The following is a 19,197-nucleotide window of genomic DNA, read 5'->3' as shown; positions in this document are numbered from 1 at the left end:
TCTCCCAACGGTTCAAGATACTCTTTGAATTTGGTTCCCTGATAATCGTGCAAAAATTTGTTGCTTTGGCGAAGCTCCACGATGAGCAGCATTGCCAGGTCAGGATTTTTACGAACGGTTTCACAATGGTGCGCGATATAGGCAAGTATCTTTTCCTGAGGAGACTGCAGAGCCGTCATCGCCGTTTTCATTTCCTCGATGATCGGCGTCATTTCCTCTTCAAATATGGAAATGAGGAGATCATCCTTGTTCTTGAAGTATAGGTACGTCGTGCCTGTTGCAACGCCGGCGATCTTGGCGATTTCTTCCACTTTGGCTTTGAAAAAGCCGTCTCGCGCAAAAAGCTTAATGGCCGCTTTGAGCAGACGCTCACGCTTTGAAGGATCCATACCCAAACCTCCCTAAAGTGGTTGAATATTCTTCAACATTGTAAAGAAACTCGTTTTAAAAAGCAAGAAAATTGTCGAATAGAGCTTCAAGAATCTTGGTCGATATCGATCATACAGCAAGGATGTGTCTCTTATTTATTAAAAGTGTTGACAATAGTTGATTTTTTTTGTAGAATAGCTGCGTTTGTTCAGGCTTTGCACTCCGAAGATTCTAGTGGGTAAAAACCATATCATCTGCAACGGAGGTACAATGAAAAGAGCATTAGTCAGGGTCATGGCCCTCGCGCTGATTCTTCCGGCAGCCTTTACGACGGTATTGGCGTCGGGCGTAGAGTTGACGGGCGTCGGTTCGCGCGCGCAGGCAATGGGCGGCAACTATCGGGCAGTTGCTGCGGATTGGAGCGCCATGTATTGGAACCCTGCCGGTCTGGCGTTTACCAAGGGCTTGACGGCGGGAGCAAGCTTCCAGGTCGTTTTTCCGCAGGCGACTTTTACGGTTGCCAACAGCCTTTACGGCATGAGAAAGAATATAACCTATCCTTTCAGCTGTGTTTATCGCAACGAGAGGCCGAATGAATCACAGGCCTTTTTCCTCCCTTCAGCCGGCGTAGCTTATAAAGTCGGCAATAATATTGCCTTCGGCCTCGGTGTTTGGGCGCCTTTTGGTCTGGGCTCCAAATGGGATTTGTTGCGCACGGTAAGCAGCAATTACGGCCGTGTCCCGGGCAGACCGTTCGACACCTACAGCACCAAATATCCCAACGTCGAATATGAAAGCAATCTTCAGGTCATCGACATTCACCCGACGGTGGCGGTTCAGCTCAGCGACAAGCTGGCTGTCGGTGCCGGTTTAAGCTTCCTGCTCACTGACATTTACATTCGCAAACCGGTCTACATTCAGAATCCCTATCTCTATCATCCCGTTTTGGCACCCATACTGGACAACTTTGCTGCCGTCAGAGGGTTGAGCAACCTTCTTGCAGGAATGCGGCAATACCCCTTTGATCATCTGCTGACACAGGCCGAACTCGACGGCAACGGCACCGGCCTAGGCGCCAATTTCGGTATCACCTTCAAGGCAACGGACAAGATCAGCATCGGCGCTTCGGTGCAGTACTATCTGGATCAGAACCTCGAAGGAACTTTTAGCAATACCATTTATTTCCCAGAGGTAATGCCCTATCAGGCTGCTCTGACTCAGTTGGCCGATTCCGTATTCACGCCCATGCTGCAACAAGGCATGCTGACACCGGATCAATATTTCATTCTAACCAATTACTTCTCCGGCCAGGTTGTGCCGCAGCCGGTAAAGGATGTAAAAACGGCATTGCCGCTTCCGGCCAAATTCGGCATCGGCGTCAGCTATTCCGGACTAAAGAATATGGTATTGACTGCCGACGTGGCCTATACCCAGTGGTCTGCGTGGGACACGATCGTTATCGAGGACAAGAACGGCGGTACAGCTGCAGAGTTGGTGCAGAATTGGAAGAACACGCTCCGTTTCGGCGTGGGAATGGAATACACGGCCGGAACCGCGAAAATCCGCGGCGGTTTTTACAGCGAGCCGCCTGCGGCAGTTGACGAGACGCTGACCGTTATGATCCCCGACATCAATCGCCGCAACGTCTTTTCCTTGGGCTTGTCGGTACCCGTTGGTCCGGTTTCTCTTGCCTTCAATTATGAAAAGCTTTTTATCGGCGATAAAACGGTCACGACGTGGGTCTACGACAAAAATTCGACTGCGCAGAACTTGGCCGGAACCTACACCATGAACGTCAACAATCTGATGGTGGGCATCGAGTACAAGTTCTAATGACCGTTTCTTCAGTCGAACTTTAGCTCGACAGAAATAAAATGGGGCCTCGAGGCGTTCCTTCAGCTTCGAGGCTTTTTTATTGCTAGAGGTATTCCATGAAACGTTTGTGGGCTTTATTGATTTTTACCTTTATTATAGCAGCTTGCCGGATTGATCAAGGCTTGGAACCGACGCGCAGCGGATTGTCCGGCACGGTGCGCTTCAAAAAGCAGTGGCCGGCGTCTACCGATCAGGTAATGGTGGTGGCGGCGACAAAGTTTCCGCCGACGGCGATCAGCGACATTGTCATGAGCGAGCCGTTGCCGACATTCGTAGATTCAGCTCAGTATGTCATCTGGACGTCGCCCATGACCTTTGCAGCCGTCGGCGTCGTCTGGAAGGAAAAAGATCAACCTTGGGATGTAACCAACATCATCGGCATCTATTTCCCGACCAGCAATTATTTCTCGCCTGGACAAGTCGTCATTCCCGACAAAAAAACGCTGGTACAGGGTATCGACATAACGGCGGATCTTTCCAAAGCCCGTCCGAAAACGGCAAGCGCCATTCAAGGCATGCTGGTCGCCAAAGGTGTTTGGCCGCCGGCGGCGCGACAAGTGCTCGTCATCGCCTCGCCCCTTATTTTGCCGACCGGACTGCTCGACATCATTTTCAGTCCGCCGATCCCGGCAGGCTTTGATTCGACGGCCTTTTCGATCTCTGTTCCCCCCGGCACTTATCGTCTCATCGGCGCGCTGTTGATCGAGGAGAACAAGAACATCGGTGTGGAAAGCATCAAAGCCGTGTATAAAAAGCGTCCCAGCGATCTCCTTCCCGCGGCCGTCGGAGTGCCCAACGATACGACCGTCGTCAGAGGCATTCGCCTCGTGCTCGATTTCGGAGGAACTTTGCCATGAAGCCCCTGATGTTGATTTCGGCTTTGCTTGTCGGTCTTCTCGGCTACGCTTTTCCCCGCGAAACCGGTATCCTTGCCGGTAAAGTCGTTGACAAGAAGAACGGAGTTCCGCTGCCGGGAGTAAACGTTACACTCGTCGGCACGGTTATGGGGACCGCCACCGATGCCGCCGGCCGATTCGAATTGAAGCGCATTCCTGTCGGCACTTATGATGTGCAGTTTACCATGATCGGTTACAAACGTCATCGCCAAACCAACGTGTCGATCCAGGCCGGCCAGACCACAACTTTGCATATTGAGATGACGGAGACGGTATTGGAGACACCGGAATTGGTGGTGACCGCAGGTAAGCGACGCCAGAACATCTCGGATTCCCCCAACAGCGTCGGCGTATTGACGCAGAAGGAGCTGTTGTCGCGCAGCGACATCTATTTGGACAAAGTGCTGCAGTATGCCTCCGGAGTGAATTTTATCGGCAGTCAGATCAATATCCGCGGTTCATCTGGATTCAATTACGGCGCAGGCAGCCGCGTGCTGCTTGTGGTCGACGGCGTACCGGTCATGCCCGGAGACAGCGGCGACATCAAATGGGACAACATCCCGACGACGCAGATCGAGCGCGTGGAAGTGGTCAAAGGCGCCGGTTCAGCGTTATACGGATCGAGCGCGCTCGGCGGCGTCGTCAACGTGGTGACCAAACGGCCCGGAGGCAGACCGACCACGACGCTGCGGCTGGCTTCCGGAGTTTACGATCGTCCTGCCTATCCCGAATGGCGGTGGACGGACAAGCTGCTCTATTTTACCGATGTCGATGCGGATCATGCCCGGCAGATCGGCAGATCGGAGCTGCTTGTCGCGGCCGGACGGCATCAATCGACCGGTTACGCGCAAAACACGTCCTACCTTCGTCACAACGGCAGCATCAAGTGGGCTTATCGCTTCAACGGTAATCATTACCTGACGGCGATGACAAGTTATGAAGGCGGCGAAAGACAGAGCAGTCTAATGTGGCGCAGTCAGCGCCGCGCTTTGGAGGTGAACCCCGAGGCGCTGGGCGATTATGTGGTTTCCCACAAATATTTGATGAATCTGCAGCATCAATGGGTTATTAGTAAAAAACTGCGATTGCAGTCGCGGCTTTCGTACTATATCAACTATTGGAAGAACTATTTTCACGACAATTTGAACGCTTCGACGGCGCAAAAGCCTGGTTATGAGATTCAGGCCGACTGGCAGATCAGCGAACGAAACTCGCTGATCATCGGCAGTGAAGGGAGTTGGGATCATGTCAAATCCGGATTGGTCGGCAATCATGATCAACACACTCTGGCAGGCTACATTCAGAATGAGCGGAGGGTATTGCGCAACGTCAATCTCACACTAGGGGCACGCTACGACCATCAGTGGGTGGACATCGGCCTGCGGGATAGTGAATGGAGCCCCAAAGCCGGGGTTGTGTGGCACCTGCGGCCGGAACTCGCCCTGCGCGCGTCTTCAGGACGCGGATTCCGCGCTGCGAGCATGTCGGAGCGCTTTCCCAACGGCATCTACAGCGGCCTGGTCATTGTACCCAATCTGAATCTCAAATCCGAAAGCTCCTGGTCGCACGAAGCCGGCATCAATTGGTCGCCGCGGCCGCAGTTTTACGTTGATATTGCGGGCTTTGTCAATGACTATTGGGACATGATCGAGCCGCGGCCGGACGAAAACCAGATCATCCGATTCATCAATGTCACGCGCGCGCGAATTTCAGGCGGAGAGGTAACGGCAACGCTGCAGCCGATCAAGCCGCTTTTTATAAACCTTGGCTTCACCCTCATGAATCCCCAAGACCTCAAGCAAAACACGGTGCTTTCCTATCGTCCCAAAAGCCTGGCGACGCTTTCCGCCACCTACACCTTCGGCAGTTTTGAGGCAGGGGCGGATTTTCGGTACGTCTCGCGCATCGAGCGGGTCGAGGTGTATCCCAATGACGAACGCGTCCCGCAAAAAGTCCTCGACCTGCGCGCAGCCTGGAAACGCGGCAGTTTGCGCCTGGCGCTCAACGTCAACAACGTCTTTAATTACAACTATACACAGATGGAACGAACTCTAATGCCGATCCGGCATTATGTCCTTTCAGCGATTGTCCAGCAATAAAAGAGGCGGGAGTTACTATGCGCATCAGCTTTTGGGGAGTGCTTGTCATGATAATCCTTGCAGGCTGTTCATCAAAAGAACCGTTTCCGGAACGCGCCCCGACTGAAAAAGTAAGGGCCGAATTGGCCAAACTGGCGCCGGCGCCGATCCGGGTGGAACTGGACGGCCTTTCCGAGGGCGACCGCAAGGCTTTGGGGAAGCTGATCGAAGCGGCCAAGGAGATCGACGAGCTGTTTTTGATGCAGGTTGATCCGGCCAATCCTAAAATCCGCAAAAAGCAGCAGGAAGCCGGTCTAACTGATCATTTGGAATTGTTTAAAGTCATGTTCGGACGGTGGAACCGCCTTGTCGAAAATGAGCCGTTTCTCGACCGAAAACCTAAACCGTTGGGGGCCGGTTTTTATCCCGAGGACATGACGCGGGAAGAGTTTGAAAAGTTTTTGCAAAAGCATCCTGATCAAGCAGCAGCTTTTACTAACGAATTCCGCATTATTCGGCGAACGAACGGAAAATTGATTGCCGTACCGTATCATGAGGCCTATCCGGTGGCGAAAGCTGCAAAGCTTCTCAAAGAAGCGGCGGCGTTGACCGATGATCCTTCTCTGGCCAAGTATCTCGCTTTGCGCGCCGAAGCGTTGATCACTGATGATTATTTCGAGAGCGATATGGCTTGGATGGATCTGGCCGGTGATCTCGAGGTGGTCATCGGCCCCTATGAGGTTTATGAAGATGCGCTCTTTAACTATAAAGCGGCTTACGAGGCGTTCATCTGTCGCGTCGATCATCAAGAAAGCGAAAAACTGAAGCGCGTAGCCGACCATTTGCACGAGTTGGAGGCCTCCTTACCGATTCCTGATGCTTACAAAAATTTCAGCCGCGGCTCGAGCTCGCCCATCAAAGTGGTCAATGAGATTTTTTCCGCCGGAGATACCAAAGCGGGCATCCAGACTACGGCGTTCAATCTGCCGAATGACGAGCGGGTTCGTCGCGCCAAAGGCTCGAAAAAGGTAATGCTGAAAAATATCGCCCGCGCCAAATATGAACTCTGCTGGATGCCGATCGTCCGCGTCGTGTTGGCGCCTCATGCCTTGGAAAAAGTATCGTTCGAGGCCTATTTTAACCATGTCCTCATGCACGAAGTCAGCCACGGACTGGGGCCGGGGTTCATTATCAAAAACGGCAAGGAGACAACCGTCAGTAAAGAGTTGAAGAATCTTTATTCCACCATCGAAGAGTGCAAAGCCGATGTACTCGGCATGACGACGCTCGAGCAGCTTATCCGCAAAGGCGTTTTTGCCGATGTGGATGAGGAGAGCGTGTACGCCTCTTATCTCGGCGGCATGTTCCGTTCGATTCGTTTCGGCATCGATGAGGCGCACGGCGCCGGAGTGGCCATTCAGTTCAATTTCCTTTTAGAAAAAGGCGGCTTTTTCGAGACGGCCGACGGACGTTTGGATTACGATGCCGCCAAGCTCAAATCTGGATTACAGGAGCTTGCAGCCCGGCTATTGATCATTGAGGCGACCGGTGATTACCATGCTGCAGCGCAGCTCATCGAGCACTACAAGCGCCGGACTCCGCTCATGGATAGATTTCTGCATGAACTCAAGGATGCACCGATAGACATTCGGCCTATATTTGCCGTCGAAGCAACAGGCGGCACCCTCTAGTTCGCAAAGAAAGGACTATGATGAAAACAGGACGAGCAATCAAGATGATACTGCTGACGGCAGCTGTCAACAGCTTGGTATACGGACAGATGGAGCGTTCGCAAGTAGAAGACCGATACAAGTGGAATCTGCGCGATTTGTACGACAATGACGATGCGTGGGCACAAGCGAAAGCCAAGGTAATGGCGGAATATCACGAAATCACACGCTACAAAGGCAGATTGGCTGAATCTCCCGCTGTTCTGCGGGAGTGCCTTGATTTTAACAGCAATCTTAGCAAGGAGTTCAATCGTCTTTGGGTTTATGCGCAGCAGAGCTTTGATCTGGACACGCGGGATCCGATCTATCAAGCCAAAGTGCAGGAGCTGCAGCAGGCGGCTGCAGAAATCGGCGCTCTATCGGCGTTCATCGAGCCGGAAATTCTGCAGATCGACGCCGAAACTTTGGAACGGTTTCTGCTAGAGGAACAGGGTTTGGCTGTGTATGAGTTCTATCTTCGCGATCTGCTGCGCAAAAAAGCCCATCGGCTCAGCGAAGGCGAAGAGCGCATCCTGGCCGAATCGTCGCGCATCACCGGTGCCGCCCACGACATTTACAGCATTTTCACCAACGCCGAACTGCCTTACCCGACCGTCACGCTGAGCACCGGCGAACAGGTCAAGTTGACGTCGGCAGGATTTGCCAAGCATCGTGCGGCGGCGAATCGCGCCGATCGTGAACTGGTCTTCCGCGAGTTTTTCGGCGCTTTGCAGCGGTTTCAAAGCACGCTCGGGACCTCGTTGGCGACGGCCGTCAACAGCCACATCTTTTACGCCAAAAGCCGCCGCTACGATTCCTGTCTGGCTGCCGCGCTCGACGCCAACAATATCCCGCTTGATGTCTATTACCGCCTCATCGACAACGTCAATGCCAACCTCCCCTCCTTTCATCGCTACCTCAACATCAAGCGGCGTCTGTTGGGAGTCGATGAGCTGAAATACAGCGACATGTACGCACCGACAGTCGCCGGAATCGACCTCAAATATTCGATCGAAGAAGCTTACGCTTTGGTTCTGCAGGCACTGGCGCCGTTGGGCTCCGAATACGTCGCTACGGTCAAGAAGGCAATGAATGAGCGCTGGATCGACGTCTATCCGACGGTCGGCAAGCGGTCCGGCGCCTATTCCTCCGGCGACGCCTACGACGTGCATCCCTTCGTTCTCCTCAATTTCAACGGCGCCTATAACGACGTCAGCACACTGGCGCACGAACTCGGTCATACCATGCACAGCTATTACTCCAACAAGCATCAACCCTATCCGTTGGCCAATTATCCGATTTTCGTCGCCGAAGTCGCCTCGACCTTTAACGAAGCCCTGCTCATCGAATACATGTTAAAGACAATCCGCGATGACGACACGCGTTTGTCGCTGCTCATGGAGTATCTCGACGGCCTCAAAGGCACCGTCTTTCGTCAAACGCAATTTGCGGAATTCGAGCTGCGCATTCACGAGCTCGCCGAGCGCGGCGAGGCGTTGACCGGCGAAACGCTGACCCGCATCTACGGCGATATTTTCCGCAAATATTACGGCCACGACAAAGGCGTGTGTCGAGTGGATGACCTGTATGCTTATGAGTGGGCATATATTCCGCATTTTTATTACAATTTTTATGTCTATCAATATTCTACTTCCTTTAACGCCTCCACCGCGCTTGCCGAAAGAGTTCTGCGCAAAGAGAAGGATGCTTTGGAAAAGTATCTGCAATTTATATCTGCAGGCGGCTCAGACTATCCGATCGAGCTGTTGAAAAAGGCAGGCGTCGACATGACCACTTCCGAGCCGTTCAATCAAACCATGGCCAAGATGAACCGTGTAATGGACGAGATCGACAAAATTTTAAAAAAGAAAGGCATCTAAGCCGTTCGATAGGGCGATCTTGAATCGCCCTTTGTCATTTATTACAACGGCAGACATGCATCTCGATAACCTGCCGATGACGGGAGCCGCCCATGCTGATAAAAATTGTTCTCATTGCATTCCTTCTTTTTCTCGCCTGCGCCGGAAGCCGTGAACAGAAGGAGATTGAGAATTATCTGCAGACCATGGCTGCATATTATACGCAAAAGGGCAGCGAAGCGCTGGCGACGAACCGCTTTGCGGAAGCGGTCGATTACTTTCGCAAAGCGGCGGAAGCTCTGCCCAACAGTCCGATTGCCGCGAACAATCTCGGCGCGGCATACTTTCGCGCCGGCAAACCGGACTCGGCCGTTGCCGCCTTTCAGACGGCGATAAGACTCCGGCCTGCCTACACTAAAGCTTATATCGATTTAGGGTATGCGTTCCTTGAGCTGAACGAGTTCGAGGCTGCACGTCAAGCGGCACTGGAAGCGCAGCGCCGCGAGCCGAACAACGCTTCGGCCTATGTTCTGGCGGCTAAAATTGCTGAAAAGCTGAACCGCACGGAAGAGATGATGCAATATTACCTCCGTGCCGTACAGCTTGCACCGGAGGATGTCGGCATTCTTATCGATTTGGCAGAAGCCCAGCGCAGCCGCGGCGATCTGGATGCCGCATTAGCGACTTTTGAAAAAGCCTCCCAGCTTGCGCCTCAGAATGCGACGATCTTTTTTCACATCGGCAATATCCACGCGCAGCGTTGCCGCCTGGAAGAGGCCGAAGCCGCTTATACTCAGGCGCTGCAGATCGATCCGCGCATGGCAGGCGCCCGCAACAATCGCGGCTTGATCCGCATGGAAAAAGGGGACTATCGAACCGCGACCGAAGATTTTCTCGGTGTTTTGGAAACGGACAGCACCTCCGCCGCAGCGCTGTTCAATCTCTCCGTCGTTTTGAGCCGAGCCGGTGCGCTGGAAGAGGCGCTCCGTTTCATAGAGAAGGCGCTTTGCGCAGACAGCTCCGCTTCCGTCTTTTTTATCCATAAAGGGAATCTGCTTATGGAATTGGGACGCAATGACGAAGCAAAACAAGCTTTTGCAAAGGCGGCGGCTTTGGAACCCGATAACGCCATGGCTTACAACAATCTCGGCAACATTCTGGCGGAAGACGATCCGATACAGGCGAAGGCAGCCTATGAAAAGGCATTGAATCTCTATACGGGCCTTCGGGAGTCACGGCGCACGGATGCAGCGGACAATCGAACGGGAAGTTTCAGCGATTTGTTGGGCGGATGTCGCGACATTTCACGCTGGCCAACCGAGTACGCCATGCTGCATGCCAATTTGGGCCGTGCAAAACTGCTGACCGGCGACCTCGAGCAGGCGCAGAGACATCTCGAAAAAGCCGCGGCACTGCAGCCCGAACTCATTACGCCGTTCGAGCTTCTGGCGCAAATTTATCAGCAGAAAAAGGACCTACGTCGACGAAATCTTATGCTCGCCCGAGCACGGCTCAACGAAGCCGCACTATTGGCTGAAAGAGATTCTATTGCTGCGGCGCTGCAGCTGTGTCGAAAGGCGCTTGCCTTTGATCCGTTCAATGCAGAGGCCTATGCGTTAACTGCCGTTCTGCAGCTGCGAAGCGGCGATTCCCTGGCGGCACAAAAATCGTTCAAAAAGGCTTTTCAACAAAAAGAGATCTCGGCCAGGACTCACAAACTATATGCCCTGGCGCTCTTTCAGCAGAAAAAGGTCGAGGCCGGAATTCGGCTTGGACAAGCGGTACAGCTTTTGCCGAACGACGTCGAGCTAAGGCAGGCCTACGCCGCATGGCTTGAAACAAACGAAAAGCCGGAAGAAGCGGCCGTTCAAAGAGCCCGCGGACATTTTGCCCTGGGCAGAAGATACGAAGAAGCAGGCCGCAATGATGCCGCACTGGAAGAATACCGCACCGCCGCTTCACTCTCGCCTCACGCCGACTTTATTGCCGCTCAGGGCATTATTTTTCTTAAAAAAAATTTGCCGGTTGAAGCTGAAATCTATCTCCGCCAAGCGATCGAAGCAGATCCGCACAATTTTTATGCGCTCCTGGGATATGGACTGCTTTATTCGGTTCACGATCCTGAAGAGGCGCTTCGTTACCTGCAGCGGGCGCAAAGCATTCGGCCGCAAAATCCGCATGTGCATCAGGCGTTATCTCAGGTCTATCGCCATTTAGGACGCGAGGGTGAAGCTGCATTCCATTTGCAAAAAGCAGAAGAGATCGGCTTATTTACAGCAGAATGACAACACTATGGAAGCCCGCAACCTTTTCCGCTGTTTTAATATTTGGAGAAACCAAAGCTTCTGTTTAAGAAGACCTTTCCAGGGAGAAAAGTCATGCGGGCGGTCAAGCAAAACTATCTGCGGATTTTGCGCATCGAATTGGAGGACCTTCAGGCCGACATCGAGCATTTGATCGAGCAGTGCCGCGCGGATGAAAAAAGCAAACAGATCAGTGAAAAGGTCATTCTGCAAAATCTTGCCACCTTTCAAAACGAGCTGCTCGGCGTTCACGCTTTTCAAAAAGTGCTTGACGAAATCGACCCGGAACGGTTCGAGACTTTGGAGGCAATGATCGAACACATCCGCTCCCGTTTTCAATTGTTGATCTACAGTCACGGCTTGGTGCCGGCGCTTTCCATCTATGTCAACCGCAAGCTGGATAAGGTGGCGAGGTACGTTACCCACTAACGATTTGCGGCGCAACTGCTTTTTTCTTTGTGCAAAAATCCTTATTTTGTCTGCACCAATCATTTTGGTTTGTTGAAAGCAATCAGAACCCAAGATAACAGAGCCGATGCGTTCGATTATACCCCTTGCTGTTTTTGCTGCGGTTTTTCTTACCTCCGCCTGCAGCCGCCAAGAGATGCCGTTCCGACTTTTGTCTCCCGATCAAACCTGCACCATCGTTGCGGATTACGGCTCCTACAAAGACGCCGTCGAGGCTGCGGCGGATTGGCGGGCAGTAAACTGGTCGGATCAAACCTCCCAAGACGATGATGTGTGCAGAACGGCGTTTGCCGCGGTTGAGCTGCAGCGCCATTTGTGCAGGCTGTTGAACTTGCCTCCGGATCGCCTGACGATCGTTAAGGAACAGAGCGCACCGTCAACAGGGAATTTCATCTTTATCGGCGTTCCCAAACAGGCCAAGTTCAAGGCAGCGGCGCAGGTTGCCCGCAGGTACGGCCGTAAAGACCGAAGATCCAAGCCGCTTTTCCGCTATGACTCGTTTTCCGAAAAAGAACAGCGCGGATTGGTCATCAGCAGCGACACCTCTGCAGGTCTGCTGCAAGGTGTCTATGAGCTATTGGACCGGTGGGGCGTTCATTGGTACCTTCCCGGCGAAGAGGGAACCGCCTTTGAGTTCAAGTCCATAATTGACTTGGCACCTGTTCACGAAGCTTTCTCTCCGACTTTTGCCGTGCGCGGCTTGTGGTTCGATGCCGACCGTATCGATTCTCCTGATGCCGAAATGATCCAATGGTGGGGAAGAAACCGCCTTAACTTAATTCGTGGTCCCGGCCTGGATGTCCCCCTGCTGCGTTTGTACGGCTTTCGTACCAACACCGGCAGCCGCCGCCTCCTTTCGACGATCTTGACCCCCGAACGGCCGTACCTTTACAATCATCCGGTTTTTGTTCCCGATCAACAATATCCGACGGATCCTTATCTGCTCAGTGAAAGCTATCAAGGTGATCTGAACGACGACGGCCGCTTGTCTTATGGAGAGGCGCATCCGGAATGGTTTGCAACGACTATTTCAACAGCGGCTTCAAATCGACGCGGCGAGGCGATCTCTTTCTGTCCGGCTAATCCCGATGCCGCCAAAGAATTCGCCCGTTTGCTCATTCAGGAACTTGCAGAAGGGGATTTGCGCAACTGCGACGTGCTGGATCTTTGGGAGCCGGAGGTCTGGTGCGAGTGTTCCGCCTGCCGAGCAAAAGGGAATTCGACAGATCGACTGTTGCGATTGGCGCAGATTTTAACCGAACAGATGCGGCGCGCGCGGGAGGAAGGCCTCCTGACTCGCCGTATCGTTCTTTATGTTTATTGTCGTTTGAACGGCACCCAGCCGCCGACCGTTTCGCTGCCGTCCGACGAGGATATGATCGTTTTCCTCGACGCCTGGCCTCGCTGCTATCATCATCACCTCATCAGCACCGAGTGTGTCAATATCAACCTGTGGTTCATCAAAGAAGTATTCGGCTGGCTGGAAAAAAAGAACGGCTATCAGGGTAAACTGGGTGTGACAGAGCACTATGCGGACGAAAGCTTTGCCGGTATCGCTACCCTCCATTCCCAGGTTATGAAAATCGATCTGCCTGCTTTTGCCGAACTCGGTTTATCAGCGGTCCAGTATATGCATCCTTCTTTGAAAAAGACAGGCATGTCGACCCTGCAATGTTACCTGTTCGCACAAAAGGCGTGGAACCGTGATGTTTCGCTTGATTCTCTCAAGTCGAACTATTTCCGCTTTGCTTATGCTCCGATTGCGGACCTTGCCGCCGGCTTTCATGATGCGATGGAAAAGTGTCTGTCTACAATTACGACATGGACGTACTATTTGCCGCGTCGTGCGCCGCAGCTTTTGGAGCTTATCAAAAGCCGTTCGGCCGACCGCCCCACCTTGGTAACCGAAAGCTTTAATCGTCCAACGCGAAAGGACGAGCCGAATTTCAATACCCTTTGGGAAGACACCTTTAATCTTATTTATGAAAGCTATTATCTTTTGGAACCGGCAATGCAAAGATCTTTGCCGGCGGTCTATGCCGATCGTCTTAAGACTCTTATTGAAGAGCAGCAGTATGCGCTTCTAATTATCAATACATTCGATAATTTGATAACCTTTTTCACTGCCGACGAGCAGTTTGCAGACGATCGCATCGAAGCAATCTATCGACTGCGGGAAAATAGGCAGAAATTGGCCGCTTACAAACTCACCTCACCCTTCAAGGGCTCGACTACGGCGCTGGAGGAGATCGGCGTCAAAGATCTAATTGACCAAGTTCTTTTGCTCAGTAATAACAATTAACAGAAAGGAGTCAAATGAAGCGATTCTTTGTCATTTATACTGCTTTCCTGCCCTTTTTGACGATTTCAGCCGCCGAAGACCCTTATCATCAGGCGTTGCGGCAACAGCTCGAAACTCAGTATGGCATAACCGGCGGAACCTGGGTTCTTCCGGAGACCGAAAAGCAGGTCAATTCGAGCGCCAACCTGACCAATGTCACGGCGAAAAAGATCGCCTACAGCGGCGCGGAACCGTTTACGGAAATCTTGGAATTAAAGACGAGCGCCAAGCGCGCGAATTCATGGGACAACGCCGTCAGATTCCCCACTACGCAGGCGGTCAAGAACGGCGACGTGCTTCTTTTGGTCCTGTGGATGAACAGCATTGAATCGGACAATGAGGACAAGACCAACTTGGTTTATCACAAGTTCGAACTTGCTTATTCTCCCTACACGCAGGCGATCCATCAAGGAGCCACGATCAAGCCCGGTTGGCGGCAATGGCTGTTGCCGTTTCAGGCCGGCGTCGACTATCCTGCCGGTGCAAGCGGCTCCCGCTACCAACTCGATATGGGATTCATGAAGGGCACGATCCAAATTGCAGGCGTTGCGGTCATCAATTATGGCCGCAAGTATCGTAAAGATCAGCTGCCCTACACGACGCATCATATGGAATATGCGGGCCGAGAGCCGGACGCACCGTGGCGCGCCGAAGCCTTACAGCGCATCGAACAGATTCGCAAAGGCGACCTTCAGATCAAAGTGATCAATCGCAACGGACAGCCGGTTCGCAATGCCCGAGTCAAGGCCGACATGTTGCGGCACGAATTCGGTTTCGGCACCGCGATCGCAGTCAACAGGTTTCTCATCAACACGCGGGATGCGCAAACCTATCGACAAAAGCTGCTCGATCTGACCGGAGATGGCCGTTCGTTCAATATGGTCGTTTTCGAAAACGCCCTCAAGTGGGATGCTTGGGAAAGCGACTGGGAGGGTACGAAAAAGGATGTCGTCGACGTTATCCGATGGCTCAGAAATAACGATATACGCATTCGCGGCCATTGCCTCGTATGGCCGGGTCCGGATTGGCTTCCCTCGCGCATCGTCAACAACATCAATAATCTCAATTACGTCCATAACGAGATCCGTAATCATATTTTCGACGTTGCGGGTTATCCCGGTGTCAAAGGAAACATAGAGGAATGGGACGTCATCAACGAGATGGTGCACAATAAATATCTTGAAAACGCCTTCGGCACGCAGGATATTTATAAGGAATGGCTCGAATGGGCTCACGAGGCTGATCCCGACGCGGTGTTGTATCTTAATGAGTACAGTATATTGTCTTCGGGAGGCCTGGACACAGCCACTCAGCAGGCTTATAAAGCGCTTCTGAAAAAGCTCATCGATGCGGGTGCGCCAATAGGCGGACTCGGGATACAGACCCATGTGGGGAGCAACCTCACCCCGCCTACACGGGTGTTGCAGATTCTCGACTATTTTGCCGAGCTGGGTCTGCACATGAGCATCACCGAGTACGACGCCGCAGGAGCCCATCCGGAAATCGCCGGTGACTATATGCGCGACATCCTAATCTGCGCCTTCAGCCACCCGGCCATGAAAAACTTTCTCATGTGGGGCTTTTGGGACGGATCGCATTGGCTGAACGATGCACCGATTTTCAACAGAGACTGGTCGCTCAAGCCCAGCGGCCGATCTTATATCGAGTGGGTCTTTTACCGCTGGTGGACGAACGCCGAAGGCGTAACGGATGACGCCGGCAATTTTACAACCCGCGCTTTTTACGGCGATTACGAAATCCAGGTCGAAGCCGCAGGCGCTAAGGGCTACAAAACCGAAAAATTCAGCCGCTCCACGGGCGAGATTGTTCTGCAGCTGGATACCGAGGCGACGGAGGTCGCATCATCCGAGCTTGCCCATCGCTTTCAGGTTATGCCTGCATACCCCAATCCTTTTAACAGCGAGACGGTCATCGGCTGCGTTCTCCCCCGCAGCGGACATGTTTCTCTGCATCTGTTCGATCTCTCGGGAAGACAAGTGCGGACGCTTGTCGACGAAACGCAAAGCGCCGGTGAACACAGATTCCGGTTTTCAGCCGATTCCCTTCCTTCCGGGATCTATATTTATGCACTGTCTTTCGAGCAGGAAAAATATTTCGGTAAATTGACGCTCCTCCGTTGATTGTGACCGCAATTTAACAAAGCCTCGGCCAAAACTGAGCCGAGGCTTTTTTTATCCCTTTGCATTTAAAAACACTGCACGATTTTTGCTGAAATCCCAGTAAAATGTCTTTCGGCGAAAGGAGCAAAGTTTTGGGGTAAAGAGCGGTTGGCAAAGTATTACGCGCCGCTCGGCAAGGATCGGCATTTTGGCCTTTAGTCTGCCGAGCTTTCTGCTTTTTATATTGTTTGCACTCGAGTTACAGGCGCCGCAGGAAACCTCGGAAGATGCCTTCCATGCGAGTCTCAAGACGATGTTGACGGGACGATACGGCATCAGCGGCGGCAAGTGGCTTTTAGGTACAACAGAAGAGTCCGCTTTCAGCCGCATGGTGTATAGCGGAGGGGACATTCAGTTGCTGCCCGCCGACGAAATGCCTTTTCGGAAATTCATCAAATATAGACCGCATAATATTTCCGGAGAAATATCTGAGCTGCGCTGGGCAGCGTCGGCAGTTTCCGGCGGGGACATGGCTCTGCTCATGCTTTGGTTGAGGTCTGCAAAAGACGCCAAAGTCACCCTGCAATACGACAATCAGGCAACACCGGCGACGAATTCCCTTAAAGCTGTGGTTCGCCTTTCTCCGCAATGGCAGTTTATTCTTTTGCCTTTCAAAGCGCAGACCAGCGGTAACGGTTATTTCAAAATTTTGCCAATGCAGCCTGCCGATACACTGTTCATTTCGGCGCCTGCAGCTTTGAATTATGAGAAATCTTATCGAATCTATGACCTGCCGGTTGAATGCCCTGGTTTGTACTATGAAGGCCGCGAAAGCTCCGCGTCTTGGCGCGAAGAGGCTTTAAACCGCATCGAACAAATCCATCGCGGACAAATATCGCTCAAGGTATGCGACGCAAACGGGCGGCCGGCCGTCGGAGCCAGAATCCGCTATTCGATGATCCGTCATGCTTTCGGTTTCGGCACGGCCGTGTCCGTGTTTCCGTGGCTGCAGCCCAGCCGAGACGGCGAAATCTATCTCCGCAAATTGACCGACCTGGACGGCCAAGGTCATGGGTTTAATACAATCGTATTGGAGAATGCGCTGAAATGGCCGCCCTGGGAGGACGACCGCCTTCACGGCAGCCGGGAGCAAGTTGTCGAGATCATCGATTGGCTGCGGGACAAAAATTTTAGATTAAGGGGACATAATCTGCTCTGGCCGGCGTGGTCGGCCATGCCCAAAGACATGCAGGAGCATCGCTCGGATAAGTCCTATCTTTCGAATCGCGTTAGAGGGCACATTTATGAAATACTGGGCTATCCCGGTATCAATGGACGAATCGAGGAATGGGACGTTTTGAATGAACCGCTTTGGTGTCGTGATCTGGAATTTGCCATGGGCAGCGATTCGATCTATGCCTCGGTTTTTCGCTGGGCAAAAGAAAAGGATCCCTCCGCAAAACTCTACATCAATGTAAACGAAATTCTCTCTGCAGGCGGGTACGATGCTGCACTGTATAAGCGCTTCCTCGACTTGTTGGACAGGCTCGACCGAAGCGGGGCCAAGGTGCATGGGGTCGGGATCCAGGGGCACGTCAAGTACGAGCTCGTTCCTCCCAAACGCTGGCTGGAAATATTCGACGACTTGGCTGCGCGCGGCAAAGAGATCAGCATCACCGAGTTCGATGCGGTCAACATCCCAGACGAAGCGGCTGCCGATTATCTCCGTGACCTGCTTATTACCTGCTACAGCCATCCCGCCGTTAAAAATTTCATCATGTGGGGTTTTTGGGACGGCGCACATTGGCAAAAAGATGCACCGATCTTTTACTCCGATTGGTCGCTCAAGCCTTCCGGGCGGGTTTTTATGGATTACGTTTTTCAGCGCTGGCGCAGCGAAGGCGAAGGAGTATGCGACAAGACCGGCCAGTGGTCAGGGCGCCTTTATTATGGACAATACCAAGTTACCGTCGCTTACGGCGGCTGCCTGCAGCAGACGGTCATCGATTTCAAGCCGAACAGCAGCACGTTTTTCGTCGAACTGGAACCTGACACCTCGCCGCCGGAAAATCCGAAAGGATTGACGCTGTTGCGTCGTTAATCGCCTTCACTTGCGTCATTACGCAGAATTATCTCACCGTGAAAAAATCATCAGCAAATGACGCGGACTCGAGAGTTTTCTTATTTTTGTGAGCTGGAAGGCTGGACTGCCCAAGTTGTGTGGAGTGACCGATTATTGTGATAGGGTCAAATTATACCCTCTCGCTTTTAAAAATTGAGGAACATGGCCGGAGATATTTTTTAGGAGTACACTGGATTAAAAAAGCAAATGCCTTGTTATTATAGTTCCTCGGCGATTTTCGTAGCTTTCAAGGGCACAGCCTTTTATAGGCGCCGGCCGATGCTGATAATAAATAAAGCCGCTATAAGCGACCGTAGATCAAAAATTGTGAACTTTTTTTCAGTCCCTTCTCTCATATCCCTCATCAATCGCGACATCGTCTGCAGCGGCCGCAGCCTGAGCCAAACGGTCGCAGCGTTCATTTTCCGGCGAGCCGGCATGTCCCTTCACCCAATCGAATGTCGGCGAAAAACGCTCCGTGAGCTCCAACAGCCGCTGCCACAGGTCGGCGTTTTCGACCGGCTTGCCGGCCGCGGTGCGCCAGCCGTTTTCACGCCATCGTCGAACGCGTCCCTGCTGCAAATTGTCGATCACGTAGCGGGAATCGCAATGAATGACAACCGGCAGCGGCTCCGACAGCGACTCCAACGCCGATATGCAGGCAAGCAGCTCCATGCGGTTGTTGGTGGTCAGTCGAAATCCCTGCGCCCACTCGCTGCGGTCGCCGTTTCGAATTCGTATGACCGCAAAGCCGCCGCGGCCAGGGTTGCCTATAGATGCGCCGTCGGTGTAAAAATGTACGGCGCCGTCGGCATGGCGATCACGCGGACGATGATCGGCAAACCCTTCAGCCGTTACCCCGTGAGCGTGCAGATAATCGAGCGCATCCTCGAGCCTGGCAAATCCCTTAAAGACGGCGCCGGGAAAACCGCGCACCTGCTCTTCGGCTCCGTTTTCGCCGCCCCAGGAGGTAAATAGTCCCGTACGTCTCCCCCGCGCAACAGCGTAAAAGATCTTTTTTGAACTGCTCACGATTCTCCCAAAACGTTGATTCGAA

General features: G+C 52.8%; 12 protein-coding genes. 10 read left to right on the top strand and 2 right to left on the bottom strand.

All coding sequences use genetic code 11. The annotated features are described in order from the left end of the window. A partial coding sequence (locus tag ONB24_02120; protein MDZ7314898.1) for a TetR/AcrR family transcriptional regulator occupies positions 1-389 on the bottom strand: 389 nt, incomplete at its 3' end. 250 nt (positions 390-639) lie between these two features. Between ONB24_02120 and ONB24_02115 the strand changes: the two genes are divergently transcribed. From ONB24_02115 to ONB24_02070, 10 genes are all read left to right on the top strand, one after another. Next, a complete protein-coding gene (locus ONB24_02115; protein ID MDZ7314897.1) occupies positions 640-2,202 on the top strand; it encodes an outer membrane protein transport protein in 1,563 nt (520 codons plus the stop codon). Positions 2,203-2,300: 98 nt separating this feature from the next. After that, positions 2,301-3,101, top strand: a complete 801-nt coding sequence (locus tag ONB24_02110; GenBank protein MDZ7314896.1) for a hypothetical protein — start codon at positions 2,301-2,303, stop codon at positions 3,099-3,101. Beyond that, positions 3,098-5,239 (top strand): TonB-dependent receptor, encoded by a 2,142-nt coding sequence (locus ONB24_02105; protein ID MDZ7314895.1) that lies wholly within the window; start codon positions 3,098-3,100, stop codon positions 5,237-5,239. Before ONB24_02110 ends, ONB24_02105 begins: the two co-directional genes overlap by 4 nt. 17 nt (positions 5,240-5,256) lie before the next feature. Beyond that, positions 5,257-6,909: a peptidase gene (locus ONB24_02100; GenBank protein ID MDZ7314894.1), complete on the top strand. Its 1,653-nt coding sequence runs from the start codon at positions 5,257-5,259 to the stop codon at positions 6,907-6,909. Positions 6,910-6,926: 17 nt separating this feature from the next. Beyond that, complete coding sequence (gene pepF / locus ONB24_02095) at positions 6,927-8,807, top strand: oligoendopeptidase F (GenBank protein ID MDZ7314893.1); 1,881 nt, start codon at positions 6,927-6,929, stop codon at positions 8,805-8,807. Between the two features lie 92 nt (positions 8,808-8,899). Further along, the gene (locus tag ONB24_02090) at positions 8,900-11,071 is read left to right on the top strand and encodes a tetratricopeptide repeat protein (GenBank protein ID MDZ7314892.1); all 2,172 of its coding nucleotides are present in this window, start codon (positions 8,900-8,902) and stop codon (positions 11,069-11,071) included. 93 nt (positions 11,072-11,164) lie between these two features. Beyond that, complete coding sequence (locus ONB24_02085; GenBank protein MDZ7314891.1) at positions 11,165-11,518, top strand: hypothetical protein; 354 nt, start codon at positions 11,165-11,167, stop codon at positions 11,516-11,518. 106 nt (positions 11,519-11,624) lie between these two features. Beyond that, the gene (locus tag ONB24_02080; GenBank protein ID MDZ7314890.1) at positions 11,625-13,859 is read left to right on the top strand and encodes a DUF4838 domain-containing protein; all 2,235 of its coding nucleotides are present in this window, start codon (positions 11,625-11,627) and stop codon (positions 13,857-13,859) included. Positions 13,860-13,873: 14 nt separating this feature from the next. Beyond that, positions 13,874-16,039: an endo-1,4-beta-xylanase gene (locus ONB24_02075; GenBank protein ID MDZ7314889.1), complete on the top strand. Its 2,166-nt coding sequence runs from the start codon at positions 13,874-13,876 to the stop codon at positions 16,037-16,039. A 187-nt stretch (positions 16,040-16,226) separates the two neighbouring features. Then, complete coding sequence (locus tag ONB24_02070) at positions 16,227-18,119, top strand: endo-1,4-beta-xylanase (protein ID MDZ7314888.1); 1,893 nt, start codon at positions 16,227-16,229, stop codon at positions 18,117-18,119. A 360-nt stretch (positions 18,120-18,479) separates the two neighbouring features. On the opposite strand, the gene rnhA is transcribed toward ONB24_02070, so the two are convergent. Then, positions 18,480-19,172, bottom strand: coding sequence for a ribonuclease HI (gene rnhA / locus ONB24_02065; GenBank protein MDZ7314887.1), 693 nt, complete (start codon positions 19,170-19,172; stop codon positions 18,480-18,482). Positions 19,173-19,197: the final 25 nt, after the last annotated feature.

The organism is candidate division KSB1 bacterium (assembly GCA_034505495.1).
In the GTDB taxonomy this organism is placed as follows: domain Bacteria; phylum Zhuqueibacterota; class Zhuqueibacteria; order Residuimicrobiales; family Krinioviventaceae; genus Fontimicrobium_A.
Note: the sequence above shows the minus strand (reverse complement) of the source record. Positions and strands in the feature narration are given on the sequence as shown.